At 34.2% G+C, this 14,231-nt stretch carries 11 protein-coding genes; 4 read left to right on the forward strand and 7 right to left on the reverse strand.

The features are described from left to right. Positions 1–3 precede the first annotated feature (3 nt). Positions 4–312: a hypothetical protein gene (locus G6O70_RS10715; RefSeq protein ID WP_057869911.1), complete on the reverse strand. Its 309-nt coding sequence runs from the start codon at positions 310–312 to the stop codon at positions 4–6. Between the two features lie 1,025 nt (positions 313–1,337). Here G6O70_RS10715 and G6O70_RS10720 point away from each other — a divergent pair. Continuing rightward, entirely contained in the window at positions 1,338–2,600 is a 1,263-nt protein-coding gene (locus tag G6O70_RS10720) for an ISL3 family transposase (protein ID WP_219934280.1), read from the forward strand. Positions 2,601–2,726: 126 nt separating this feature from the next. Here G6O70_RS10720 and glmM read toward each other — a convergent pair whose 3' ends face one another. From glmM to cdaA, 3 genes are read right to left on the reverse strand one after another with little or no spacing between them, the layout of a single operon-like run. Continuing rightward, positions 2,727–4,076 (reverse strand): phosphoglucosamine mutase, encoded by a 1,350-nt coding sequence (gene glmM, locus G6O70_RS10725; RefSeq protein ID WP_057870337.1) that lies wholly within the window; start codon positions 4,074–4,076, stop codon positions 2,727–2,729. A 35-nt stretch (positions 4,077–4,111) separates the two neighbouring features. After that, positions 4,112–5,233 carry a CdaR family protein gene (locus tag G6O70_RS10730; RefSeq protein WP_057870338.1) on the reverse strand — a complete coding sequence of 374 codons (1,122 nt, stop codon included), beginning with the start codon at positions 5,231–5,233 and terminating at the stop codon, positions 4,112–4,114. Next, complete coding sequence (cdaA, locus tag G6O70_RS10735; protein ID WP_057870339.1) at positions 5,230–6,072, reverse strand: diadenylate cyclase CdaA; 843 nt, start codon at positions 6,070–6,072, stop codon at positions 5,230–5,232. The genes G6O70_RS10730 and cdaA overlap by 4 nt, the downstream gene beginning before the upstream one ends. A gap of 156 nt (positions 6,073–6,228) precedes the next feature. Between cdaA and G6O70_RS10740 the strand changes: the two genes are divergently transcribed. Next, positions 6,229–6,927, forward strand: coding sequence for a DUF1361 domain-containing protein (locus G6O70_RS10740; RefSeq protein ID WP_057870340.1), 699 nt, complete (start codon positions 6,229–6,231; stop codon positions 6,925–6,927). Between the two features lie 121 nt (positions 6,928–7,048). On the opposite strand, the gene G6O70_RS10745 is transcribed toward G6O70_RS10740, so the two are convergent. Beyond that, positions 7,049–9,163, reverse strand: a complete 2,115-nt coding sequence (locus tag G6O70_RS10745) for a cation:proton antiporter (protein WP_057870341.1) — start codon at positions 9,161–9,163, stop codon at positions 7,049–7,051. 87 nt (positions 9,164–9,250) lie between these two features. Further along, on the reverse strand, positions 9,251–10,156 hold the full coding sequence (murB, locus tag G6O70_RS10750) for a UDP-N-acetylmuramate dehydrogenase (protein ID WP_057870342.1): 906 nt from the start codon (positions 10,154–10,156) through the stop codon (positions 9,251–9,253). Between the two features lie 251 nt (positions 10,157–10,407). Here murB and G6O70_RS10755 point away from each other — a divergent pair, with 251 nt between their 5' ends. After that, positions 10,408–10,938 (forward strand): 3'-5' exonuclease, encoded by a 531-nt coding sequence (locus G6O70_RS10755; protein ID WP_057870343.1) that lies wholly within the window; start codon positions 10,408–10,410, stop codon positions 10,936–10,938. A gap of 120 nt (positions 10,939–11,058) precedes the next feature. Here G6O70_RS10755 and G6O70_RS10760 read toward each other — a convergent pair whose 3' ends face one another. Then, entirely contained in the window at positions 11,059–12,366 is a 1,308-nt protein-coding gene (locus G6O70_RS10760; RefSeq protein WP_057870344.1) for an ammonium transporter, read from the reverse strand. Positions 12,367–12,929: 563 nt separating this feature from the next. Between G6O70_RS10760 and G6O70_RS10765 the strand changes: the two genes are divergently transcribed. Next, entirely contained in the window at positions 12,930–14,192 is a 1,263-nt protein-coding gene (locus tag G6O70_RS10765) for an ISL3 family transposase (protein ID WP_219934280.1), read from the forward strand. Positions 14,193–14,231 lie beyond the last annotated feature (39 nt).

The raw sequence follows: 14,231 nt of genomic DNA on the forward strand, positions 1-14,231 counted from the left end.
AATTTAAGAAATGTGATTTTCAATCAAAATTTGTTTGACAATCTTTTCTATTTCTTCCGTTTTTGTCCATTCTTCAAAATGATCGAACTGCTCTTCAGGCATCTCAAAGTTTTCGTTTATGTAGTTCTCATACTCGATAACACTCGTTGAACGTGGAATGTTAAGCTGTAAAATTCTGACATCTTTAATCAAATCCCTCTGTACTGCTAACTCTGCCCTACCATTTTGAACCATATTTGATATTTCAAAATATTTTGTTCCATCTTTCCGTGTTATTTCTTCAATCAGCGTCAAAGTTTCGTGACTTTTCATATCATATCCTCATCCTTTCACAAACAGTATAAATAGTTAGATGACATTAAGTCAATAAATCATTTGCTGCTTATATAGTGACCTGACTGTCTTTAAGAAAATTAATTTTTTTGTCTTACCATATGGTAGGTGCCACATATAAAACTGATATGTATTTTAGTAGATACGAAGACGTGACTATTTTACTAATGTAATATCTTTAGAAATACAAAAACAAAGAAGGAGCCAAACCAAGATATATATCTTTGGCCTAGCCCCTTCTGGCATAAGAGAGAAAGAGAATTGATTAGAAGGTAAAATAGTAATTACCTTACACCCATATAATACCGGTTTCAGTAAGCGCTGTCAATACTTTTTGATTTTTATTATTTTTATTTTGTCTTATACTATAGTTATGGTTTTACTTCAGCCTCAGGGAGGATTCTAGTTTGGTAAATTCGAAACAATTAAAACTAAGTTTTTTTTTAGGTGCCATCTTGTGTATGCTTAAAGTTATTATTTCACTACTTGGTCATTACAATGATACTCTTCAAATCTTTAATGTTGGATTTATGTTAATCCAAACCAAATATTGGTTTGTTCCATTTCTTCTAATAGCTCTTTTTTACATTTTTGTTTCTTTTCTATTTTATCTAATTTTTAGATTGATTAATCTAGGCGTCCGTTTTTTTCTTAATTAGTAGCTATCAAAAAATAATCCCTTACTGCACTTTATTATACAGAGCAAGAAAATGTCAAATAATCGTTATAATTTGAGAATCACACAAATTAATAATGGTTATTTTTATTCTGCTATGAACAATTTGGTATTAGATGTAACATTTTAAGGCGTCAAACAAATTTATCCGCGAAAAAAAGAGAGAGGTCAAAGTTTAACTTTTGAACCATCTCTCTTTTTTGGCTCTAAAATATTGGGTGTTGATGAACTTCCATCAACACCCAATTTTCATGTACAATAAAAGGACAAGTTCCCAAATGCACCACCACATACCAACCAAAGTAAAAGTAAAGGCAAGTGAGAAAACATGTCCCAAGACTATTCTATCGAAAATATACTTCAAATCCAAGACCCAAATATTAAATGTATCAGTATTGACAATTCTGATCCCAAGAAACAAGTCATTCATGCCAAATTAACTTATTCGATAAAGCGCTGTCCACTTTGTGGCCAATCCCAAGTAGTCCGTTTTGGAACTAATTTGATCAACGTCAGGATGCCACCTATCAAAGAACGACCAGTTATCTTAAAACTGCTTAAACAACGTTATCTGTGCAAAAGAGGGCAACATACTTTTAGTGCTGAAACGTCGCTAGTTAAACCACACTGTCAAATCTCAGAAGATACCAAACAGATGATTATTCTACAGCTTACTAAAGATCGTAGTATTACTGATATTGCAGAGGAATTAAATGTTTCACCAGTGGCAGTTAATCGAGTACTTGATTCATTAGCGATTCAGACTAAGACCGCCTTGCTTACCTTACCAACTACGTTGTGTTTTGATGAATTTCGCTCCACTGGTCATCAGATGAGTTTTATTGCCATTGATGGTGATACACATCGGCTAGTTTCTGTTTTACCTAATCGCCTTAATCGAAGTATCCAAAATCACTTTGAAAGTAACTATTCCTTAGCTGAACGTAGGAAAGTTAAACAAGTAGTTATTGATTTCAATGCACAGTATCAATCCGTAATTCACATAATTTTTCCAGAAGCAAAAGTTATCGCCGATAACTTTCATCTAGTTCAAATGGGACTCCAAGCACTGAACCAGACACGCGTACAGTTAATGCATCGATTCACTCAAAATTCACGAGAATATCGAGTTCTCAAACATCACTGGCGTTTATTTTTAAAAACTTATTCTGGCTTAAATCAACGTAAACCACAATGGTTTGCGCATTTAAAGAACTGGTTCACCCAAGAACAATTAGTCTGGCAAGGTCTTGAGTTAGATTCAACCTACCAACACACTTACTTCGTTGCGCATTCCCTAGTTGATGCCTTAAGAAAGCGTGATTATTTAAAGTTCATTAAAACACTAAATCGAGCTGACAAAGTCAGCCCACAGCTTGAAACTACAATAAAGACCTATCGCAAATATCTACCATTAATTAAAAACATGATGGCAAGCAACTATTCAAATGGCCCACTAGAAGGTGTTAATCGCAAAATCAAACAAATTAAACGCACGGCATACGGCTATAGAAACTGGTCACATTTTTACACCCGGATTAGAATTGAATTTACGATTCGAATAAAAAAAAGAAAACCAATTCGAAAATGAATTGATTTTCTTTTAAAAATTTCCCATCAACAGCGGTTGACAAAGAGCCTCTTTTTTTCATGAATGTACATCACGATAAAGCTTTTGCTCTTTTATACTCAAAACAACGCATGTAATCTTTGGAATTTACACACCCATCTCTTTTTTTACCACATCTACTATTTGCATAACATATTCGTGTACTTCTTCTTTTGTTTTGGCTTCCGCCATAACTCTAAGAAGGTTTTCTGTTCCACTAGGTCTAACTAAGACTCGACCCTCAGATCCCATTTTAATTTCAACTTGTTTAATTATTTCTTTGATTGCCTCATTTTCCAAAGCTGCTTTTTTATCAGTTACTTTTACATTAATTAATTCTTGTGGATAGGTTGTAACTTCACCAGCAAGTTCAGATAATTTCTTACCCGTTTTTTGAACCACATTAAGTAACTGTAATGCCGTAAGCATCCCATCACCCGTGGTATTAAAATCAAGAAAAACTACATGCCCAGACTGTTCGCCGCCCAAATTGTAACCATCTTTTCTCATTTCCTCAACAACATAGCGGTCACCTACTTGTGTTTTTACTGAATGTAACTCATGATTTTCCATTGCTTTATATAAACCAATATTGCTCATTACAGTAGTAACAATTGTATCTTTCTTTAGCCTGCCTCGTTCACTTAGATATTTACCACAAATATACATAATCTTGTCGCCATCAACAATATTTCCAAGTTCATCAACGGCGATACATCTATCACCATCACCATCAAAAGCTACACCCAACTGTGCTTCTTTTTCAACAACAAATTTTGATAAAGCTTCTGGATGAGTAGAACCAACAGCCTTGTTAATGTTCAAACCATCAGGCTCAGTTGCCATAGTTTCAAATTCAACACCTAAATCAGCAAATAAGCGTGAAACCAAACCACTTGTGGCACCATTTGCTCCATCAACTGCTATATGCAGGTCTTCTAGATTATCTGGAATAGTTTGCTCTAAAAATTGTGTATATTTCAGGACACCTTCATGATAGTCACTTAACGTACCAAGTCCATTTGCAGAAGGTCTTGGTAGATTATCAACTCCTGATTCAAGCAATTCTTCGATTTCTTCTTCTTTTTCATCAGACAGTTTGTATCCATCACCGCCAAAGAACTTAATTCCATTATCTTCAACAGGATTATGAGATGCAGAAATCATGATACCCGCATCCGCATCTTGTACCCGAACTAGATACGCAACCCCTGGCGTTGTGATTACACCTAGTGAAAAGACTTCAATGCCAACCGAAAGTAAGCCAGCAATTAAGGCCTGCTCTAACATTTGACCCGAAACTCTTGTATCACGTGCAACTAAAACCTTAGGAGGCTTAGCATCACTTGCATGTTTTGTTAATACAAAGCCACCACAGCGGCCTAACTTAAATGCAAGTTCAGGACTAAGTTCTTTATTTGCAATACCTCTGACACCATCTGTTCCAAAATATTTCATTTTTAGTTAATCCTCATTTCACTACTAAATTTTAATTATTCATCTTCACTGCTTGAAGAACTTTGTGAAGAAGTTTGGCTTCCGCTTTCTGATTCGCTCTGACTTGATTTAGCCGACGAACTTGATGTTCCACTATTGGAACTACTACTACTTGAACTCTGTGAAGATACGGTAGATTCATTGCTAGAGCTAGAAGAATCTCCGACCGTTATTTTTACTTTTGCACTCTTAGGTTGAACAATAGTCACACCATTACTAGGAGATGCAAGATTAACACTTTTAGTTGTTGTACTAGAGATGCCATCAATTGGAACGGAAATCTTGTAAGACGATATTCCTGATAGATCACTCTTCGTCCCCGACAACGTCACTGTTTCAGTCGAACTACTTAATGTATAACTTTTATCAGAATCACCATCTCCGGTTGTTACTAACTGAACTGGGACTTTTTTTGTTGTAGTTTCACTATAAACTGGGATTTTCACGTCAACTGTTTGTGGCGAAATGACCACGTTGAGAATTTTACCCTTATCATCGAGTGCTTGCAACAATACTGAACGACTAAACGTAGATTTTGTTCCTTTAGGAATTTCAACCGCCGCGACGATTTCTGCTATCTTGCTAATCTCAGAAGAAGCTCCTGTTGCGCTAACCACATCTGGATCAGCAGTTGGTGTTCCTACTTTATAATTGTTACCAACTCTTTGTTTATCATAGTTGAATTGTACAGGGAAAGATTTAGTCTTTCTATTACTGATTGTAATCTTAACTTTTGCTGGATTAATTGTATAATCCAAATCGCTACTCAACCCTGATTGCTTCAAGGTCACCTCATGTGTCCCCGGTTTTAAGTCCGTTAAATCCGCATATATTTTAAAATTACGTGTATTTGAAATCGTTGTTACCATTGCTTTTGATCCAGAAACTTTGACCTTAACTTTTTCTGGATATCCTGTTACAAAATATTTATTACTATTTACTTCTAATTGTAATGCTACCCGCATAGTGGTTGAAGCATTTGCCAACATAGTTGAATCAGTATTATTTCTTGTACTACTTAAATTATCTTCATTCGTATATGCAAACAGTAAAACCGCAAATGCAAGCGCAATGATTCTATAAAAGAGGGGAGAATCAATAAATTTATTGAAATTCATTTTTTCTTCCTCCCTTCAAAAATGCTAACGAAAGTTGACAGAAGCTTGTTCTCTTTTTTATCCTTTTCCTCAACAATTAATTCCTTATTTAATAGCTTCAGATAGTCATCCCTAGTTAAGTCTCTTAATAGCTCATTATTTTTTGTAATAGTTACTCCACCGGTCTCTTCTGAAACAACAATTGTTAGTGCATCTGTAACTTCACTAATACCAACTGCAGCCCTGTGCCTCGTTCCAAGAGCCTTAGGAATCAGATTACTTTCTGATAGAGGTAAGTATGCGGCTGCTACAGCAATCTTATTTTCCTTAATTATAACTGCTCCATCATGCAGTGGCGTATTTGGTATGAAAATATTAATTAGGAGTGCCCCTGTAATATCCGCATCTAACCTGATACCAGTTTCTACATAATCCTCTAGACCTGTATTTTTTTGAATTGTAATTAAAGCCCCTATTCGACGCTTAGACATATATTGAATTGCTGAATCAAGTGCCTTAATCATATTACGTTCATTTTCATTTTGTTTTCTATTATGAAAAAAAACAGATCCACGTCCAAGATGTTCAAGTCCTCGCCTGATTTCCGGCTGGAAAATAATTATAATCGCAATGAAACCCCAATTGATTATCTGATCAGTTACCCAAGATACCATCTGTAAGTCAAAAAACCAACTTATAAGTTTAATTAATACTATTATAATTACACCTTTAAATAGTTGGACGGCTTTAGTTCCCCTAAGTAGCATCATTAATTTGTATATTACATACCATACTACTAAAATATCTATTATGTTAGCTAAGTTTTGCCACGAGAAAAGGCTGCCCCAAGCAATGTTCATTATTTTACCTCCTAAGAAATTTAAATTAATTATAGCACAGATATTCCTTCTGCTGTGGAACAACCAAATAGTTAAAAAATAGAAAAGTTGTTTCATTGTTCTTCAATTTTCATTAATAATTATGTAAAATGACAATAATGGAAATTAGGTGATTTTATGTCAACAACAAATAAATGGATAGTCCGGCTTTCTTTTTACATTTTTTTGCTATATATCTATATAACTGTAGCATCACATAACAGGATATATAGCTTTCTTTTGTTAAATACTTTCTTAGGGTATATTCCTATTGAAATTGCAATGCACATCAATTCTCAAAAAAAAACACCTGTGCTAGTAGTTCTAACCGTTTTATGGTTTCTGTTCTACCCAAACGCACCGTACGTAATTACTGATCTTTTTCATCTAGCAATGCTTAATCCTTATAACAGTTCAACTGGCTTGATGGAATTTAATTTACATCTTTGGCTAAAATTTACTAACTTGGTCACAAGTGCTCTTGGATGCTCATTGATGGGATTTTGGAGTCTCGAACACGTTGCAGATACCATCTTAATTAAATTTAAGTTATGGTCTAAAACCAATAAAATATTTTTAGTTTCAACTTTGATAATTTTTTCTTCTGTAGGAATCTATATTGGTAGATTTTTGAGGTTACATACAGCATATCTCTTTATTGATCCCAAAGAAGTAGTTTCAGAACTTATCCAAATGTGGAATCCGCGCATGCTTGTTTTTATAGGTTTTATGACAATCATTCAATTAATTTTTTATTTTTCTTTTGATATTACACGTAGTTCACTATCAAATAACCAAGAATTGCTCGCTCAAAATAATAAACAAAAAGAACAATGATTTCTAAAAATAAGGAGCTGTATCAAAAATTAAATTTTGATGCAACTCCTCTATTTGTTATAGATAAACGTGACTCATAAGTCAAAACTCTTCTATGTCACATTCTCGTATTTTTTCAAACCTAGCCTGGTAAAATTGATGCTCTTAAATTTAGACTCTCTTCATGATTAATATATTGTCGTAAACTGTTCGCAGCTTGATGATTAATATAACCTTGCTCAACTAAATATTGCAGTGCAGATCTTTGTGCTGCAATTGACTTAAACCTAAGACGTCTAATTTGTTCTTGATAATCTTTTCCTGAAATTTCTTCTTTGCTTTTTTGTTTCTCAATAATGCTTCTATAGGTAATTATCATATGATAAATAACCTCTCTATTTATTTTTTTCTCATTGACTTCCGGATTCTTAATATATTCTGAAAGTGCCTTAATTGCTGCTTTTGCCATTGAACGTTCAACTAGTCTAACTTCAACACCATACTTTTCATCCTGTTTAATTCCAATCCACAGTGATAATGAACGCCACAACTTTCTCACAGATTCCATAATAGTTGGGAATGGCCATTCTTGCTGGATTTTTGCTTTATAGCTAGCTCGCCTTAACTGATTCTTTAAAGACTTTTTGAATTTATGATACACCTTATCCTGAATTTGATTTGTCTGATGGAGCCTATCTAATTCACTAAGCTCACCTCTTAATGCAACCTTATGCAATTTAATTTCATCTGACGTCGCTGCCTTATTTAGATTATCAGCATATTCATCAACTTCAAGTCTTTTTATCATAAATTGATATTCCAAGATTAGATGGTAGACAGCTAATTCATTTCCCATTCGCCGCTGTTCCTCAAGACTTCGAACAGCCGTTTTTAGGATATATAATTTTGCTTTATTGCTGCTGATTTCAAGTTGCTCGTCATCGTCATCATCATCAGGAGTATCTAAAACATTACTAGCATCTAAATCTCCTAGTCCCCCTCGAGTTTGCAAAGCAACGTCACCAGAAATAAATGGTAATACAATTATCGCGACCACCATACTTAAAATAATTACTCCAGCAGCAATAAACAATACTAAAGATCTCTCTGGAAAGGGCTCACCCGAAGCAATTTGTGTCGGAATAGTTAATGCTCCGGCCATTGTTATTGCGCCACGAACACCGGATATCCCTGATAGCAGTGCAACTTTTAGCCTTTCTTTTATTGACTTAGACTTAGCGTCACCTGTAAAAAGCTGATAACAATATGTCCATATCATTCTAATCAATAACAATATTCCCCACATTATAAAAACAAAAAGAATTGCAGAAAAAGTATTTATGTCTTCATTTTCAATGGTTCCACGCATTGCAACAGGTAGTTCTACCCCTAAAATCGTGAACATAATTCCATTCAAAAGATAAACAATCAAATCCCACATTCTTTCGCTAACAATATTAATCTCAGGTTGAATTCTAATAAATGAATTACGTTTAGACGCAAAAACAACACCAGCAACCACTACCGCTATCACACCAGATGCATGAAATGATTCTTCAGTAAGTAAATAAATAATAAACGGAACACATAATTGAAGAACCGTATTAAAAACAACATCGTTGAAACCCTTAACAATTAACCATTCAATGATTAATACAACAATTGTTATCAATACAAAACCAGATATAAAACCAACAATTCCAAAATAAAAAAGATCTATCAATGCTGATTTAAGTGAAAAGTAACCAGTAACAGCAACGACTACTGCATACTTGAATCCAATCAGTCCACTTGCATCATTTATCAAACTTTCTCCACTAACCAAATGAAGTATACTATCTGGTAATTTAACTTGTTTTGATATTGAGTGTACAGCAACTGGGTCTGTTGGGGCCAAAATTGCTGCCAGGGCAATGCCCACCGGAAGAGGTAAGGCCGGTATTATCAAATGAATCAGGTATCCTCCAAGAATCATTGTAATAAATACCAAAATAATCGCATTATTGAATATTGCTCCCTTTAACTTCCAGAGTTCCTCTTTCGGAAACTTTCGCCCATCATTGTATAGCAACGGTGCAATGAAAAGTAATAAAAACCAACTTGACTCCAAATCAATTTTTAAGTTAAAGAATAGTGCAACCATTGTTCCCAGAATGATTTGAATTAAACTTACTGGGATATATTTAAAATAGTGATTTATCAAATTTGATAATAAGACTAATAAGACAAGTCCAATGACGGTTTCGACAATCGACATTCAGCTAACACCTCCACTCTATTATTATTACAAAAAATTGATTAAAAAAAAAGGAGTCTGCCTTGTTTTTGCAAAACTCCTAAAAAATTATTTTTCTCCGATAATTCTAACCTCTGTTTCTAATTCAACAGCGAATTTCTGCTTAATAACTTTTTTAATATGATCTATCACAGCAATGTAATCAGCTGCCGTAGCATTTCCTCGATTAACAATAAAGCCTGCATGTTTAAGCGAAATCTGCGCTCCGCCAATCATAAATCCTTGCAGCCCTGCGTCGTGAATTAATTTACCTGTAAAATGTCCCTCTGGCCTTTTAAAAACACTACCACAAGAAGGATATTCTAGTGGCTGCTTAGCGCCTCTTAAGAAATTAAAGTTATCCATTTTCTCTCTAATTTCTTTTTTCTCCCCACTTTGTAATTTAAAAATTGCACTTAAAACAATATCTTTCTCATCTTGAATTCTACTATGTCTGTACGAAAAAAGCATTTGCTCATTCGTATATGTTTTTGTTTTTCCTTCAGGTGTTAAAACCTCAACTTCACTAACTACCTGCTTTATTTCTCCACCATATGCACCAGCATTCATAAAAACAGCGCCTCCGACACTACCAGGAATTCCAGCAGCAAATTCCATTCCTGTCAAACCAGCCTCATATGCACGTTCTGTAACTCCTATCAATGCCGAACCAGCCTCTGCAACAACGGTATTATCTATAATTTTTACATTGTTCATTTTTGTTAAGATTATTACTAAACCTCTGATACCTTTCTCTCTTACAATCAGATTACTTGCATTTCCTATAACGGTTATTTGCAATTGATATTCATTCGCAATAGCAATCATTCCACGAATATCTTCAGACTCTGTTGGAAAAGCAAGAATCTCTGCTGGACCACCAGTTTTCGTATTAGTATATGCTGATAGCGATTTTTCGATTTTTATTTTTTCTTCCGTAAATTTTTCTACAAATAATTCTTGTATCTGCTTCATTTCAAATATCCCCACATTCATTAACATCTCATCTAAGTTTAGCACTTTTTTACCGAATACCACATGCCCAAAATCACACTATTATATTTTATAAAATTTTGTGAGTATTTGTATAAATAAATCACTTATTTCATTAAATATTAATAACTTCAAAAAGTTCTGCATGCCTTTAATATTATTCTTCTTTCTGCTAAAATTAGGAATAAAATTGTTGTATTACTCACAAATATACAAGTTAGGAGGATTCTTCCATGAATTTTGTTGCATTTGATTTTGAAACAGCTAATGCTAAAAGAAATAGTGCATGTTCAATCGCACTCACTGTAGTTAAAAATAATCAAGTAGTTGATGAACTCTATTCTTTAATTGATCCTCAAGCAGCTTTTCATTGGCGTAATACCCAAATACATGGTATAGCTGAAAAAGATATCCTTGGAGCCCCGAATTTTGCAGAACTATGGCCTCATATATCAAACTTTTTTACAAAAGATAAATTAATTATTGCTCATAATGCAACTTTCGACTGTAGCGTCCTAAGTCATACACTTCAACTGTATAACTTACCTGTTCCCAACTATTTAGTACTCGATACACTTGCAACAAGCCGCAACCTTTTTAGCTTAGAAAACTACAAACTTAATACAATTTGTTCAAATCTTGATATCACGCTCAACCATCATCATAATGCACTAGATGATAGTCGGGCTTGTGCTGATATTTTACTGTATCAGATTAAAAACTATGGTGTGGATAAAGTGTCAAATTACATCAAACTAAAATGATTATAAATTTTTGCTTTTCAAACTAAAAAAGAGTTAATATCCGCTTTTTAATCTCTGCCTAACTTAGAGATTAATTGTCGTAATATATTAACTCTTTTTCTTTTATACTACAGTTCAAATTCAATCTTGAGGATTATTTAAGTGAGCTAATTGACCTTGAAATTCTTGACCGTATTTTTGGACATCTGAACTAGTTGTTGAGACTGTATAATCAGCAATTTCACCATGTTCAGATTGGTCAAGACCCGTTATCTCATCACTTTCTTCAACACGAATCTTCATGAAAAGTTTCAAGATAACTATAAGGATACTTGCAACAATTGTGACAAAAATGATTGTAAATAATGTACCTCCGATTTGAATCAATAATTGTTTAAAACCCCCACCATAAAACAAACCATTACTGATGGAACTGTTAGCAACTTTGCTTGCAAATGCACCCGTTAAGATTGAACCTACAATCCCTGAAACACCATGGCAACCAAAAGCATCTAACGGATCATCATACTTCAATTTGGGTTTAACATATGTTATGAATAGGTAACTGACAATTGCACTTAAAGCTCCAATCCAAAATGCCCCTGCTCCTGTTACAAAACCTGTAGCTGGAGTAATCCCAACAAGTCCACAAATTGTTCCAGTACATGCACCTTCCAGTGTTGGTTTTCCAACAACAATCATATCCAAAACCATCCATGTAACTAATGCAGCTGCTGTTGCAACAGTTGTTGTCAAGAATGCCTGTACAGCAATTTCTGTCATTCCTAGAGCTGAACCAGCATTAAACCCGTACCATCCAATCCAAAGAATCGTTGTACCCAACAATACCCATGGTAAATTATAATGTGTTTGTTTATTTTTTCCAAAATCAATTCTCTTACCAAGGAATACCGAAAGTACTAAGGCTGTCACACCTGCATTAATATGAACAACTGTTCCACCAGCAAAATCCAAAACACCATATGAAGCAAGCAAACCACTACCACTCCATACCATATGTACCATTGGGTAGTAAATGAAGAGTGACCACAAAATAATAAACACAAGTAAGAAATTAAACCTCATTCTACCAACTATTGCCCCAACAAAAAGTGCGGGTGTAATAATAGCAAACATCATCTGAAATAATAAAAATGTTCCTACATTAATTCCAAGTTCTTTTGACTGTAATTGAGCCAAGTTTAATCCATCTAAGAAGAAATGTTTAACGGTTCCGATTATGCCACCTACATCTCCATTGAATGAGAGTTCGTAGCCAACCGCGGCATAAAGTAAAACAGCAACTCCACAAATTACAAAAACTGAAAACATTGTATTAACAACATTTTTTTTGGAAACCAATCCACCATAGAAAAAAGCTAACCCAGGTGTCATAAAAAAAACTAGCACACATGAAATAATCAAAAATGTAGTATTAGCTGCATTCATAAAGTATCCCCCCTATTTGATGTCACAAATTATAACATCACATACGATTGGATGTCTATAAAAAAAATAAAACTGTTTATATCTAGTTTTATTCTAGATTTTTATTTTCTTTTTAAAGATAACCTGTTATTTATTAATTAAAAACAATCCTTTAGTATTTAATTTTTTATCTTCTTTGCTTTATGATGTAATAAATCTAACATTCTCATGGAACACAATTTAAGTGTCTTAGACTTTTTACTTTCTTTTATTCACACTTAACTATATTCCTACCAAATTTGCCCATTTACTTACTTTTAAAGTTATTAACTTTTATGCTGATCTACCAGTGAATAAAGAATATCAATTTAACACACCTATTTTTCTTTATCGATGAATTTAAGACTAAATCAGACAAGATGATTGCAACAGGATTACAACAACTTCATGATTAATTGGGCTCTAAAATATTGGGTGTTGATGAACTTCCATCAACACCCAATTTTCATGTACAATAAAAGGACAAGTTCCCAAATGCACCACCACATACCAACCAAAGTAAAAGTAAAGGCAAGTGAGAAAACATGTCCCAAGACTATTCTATCGAAAATATACTTCAAATCCAAGACCCAAATATTAAATGTATCAGTATTGACAATTCTGATCCCAAGAAACAAGTCATTCATGCCAAATTAACTTATTCGATAAAGCGCTGTCCACTTTGTGGCCAATCCCAAGTAGTCCGTTTTGGAACTAATTTGATCAACGTCAGGATGCCACCTATCAAAGAACGACCAGTTATCTTAAAACTGCTTAAACAACGTTATCTGTGCAAAAGAGGGCAACATACTTTTAGTGCTGAAACGTCGCTAGTTAAACCACACTGTCAAATCTCAGAAGATACCAAACAGATGATTATTCTACAGCTTACTAAAGATCGTAGTATTACTGATATTGCAGAGGAATTAAATGTTTCACCAGTGGCAGTTAATCGAGTACTTGATTCATTAGCGATTCAGACTAAGACCGCCTTGCTTACCTTACCAACTACGTTGTGTTTTGATGAATTTCGCTCCACTGGTCATCAGATGAGTTTTATTGCCATTGATGGTGATACACATCGGCTAGTTTCTGTTTTACCTAATCGCCTTAATCGAAGTATCCAAAATCACTTTGAAAGTAACTATTCCTTAGCTGAACGTAGGAAAGTTAAACAAGTAGTTATTGATTTCAATGCACAGTATCAATCCGTAATTCACATAATTTTTCCAGAAGCAAAAGTTATCGCCGATAACTTTCATCTAGTTCAAATGGGACTCCAAGCACTGAACCAGACACGCGTACAGTTAATGCATCGATTCACTCAAAATTCACGAGAATATCGAGTTCTCAAACATCACTGGCGTTTATTTTTAAAAACTTATTCTGGCTTAAATCAACGTAAACCACAATGGTTTGCGCATTTAAAGAACTGGTTCACCCAAGAACAATTAGTCTGGCAAGGTCTTGAGTTAGATTCAACCTACCAACACACTTACTTCGTTGCGCATTCCCTAGTTGATGCCTTAAGAAAGCGTGATTATTTAAAGTTCATTAAAACACTAAATCGAGCTGACAAAGTCAGCCCACAGCTTGAAACTACAATAAAGACCTATCGCAAATATCTACCATTAATTAAAAACATGATGGCAAGCAACTATTCAAATGGCCCACTAGAAGGTGTTAATCGCAAAATCAAACAAATTAAACGCACGGCATACGGCTATAGAAACTGGTCACATTTTTACACCCGGATTAGAATTGAATTTACGATTCGAATAAAAAAAAGAAAACCAATTCGAAAATGAATTGATTTTCTTTTAAAAATTTCCCATCAACAGCGGTTG

Source organism: Liquorilactobacillus hordei DSM 19519 (genome assembly GCF_019443985.1).
Lineage (GTDB): Bacteria > Bacillota > Bacilli > Lactobacillales > Lactobacillaceae > Liquorilactobacillus > Liquorilactobacillus hordei.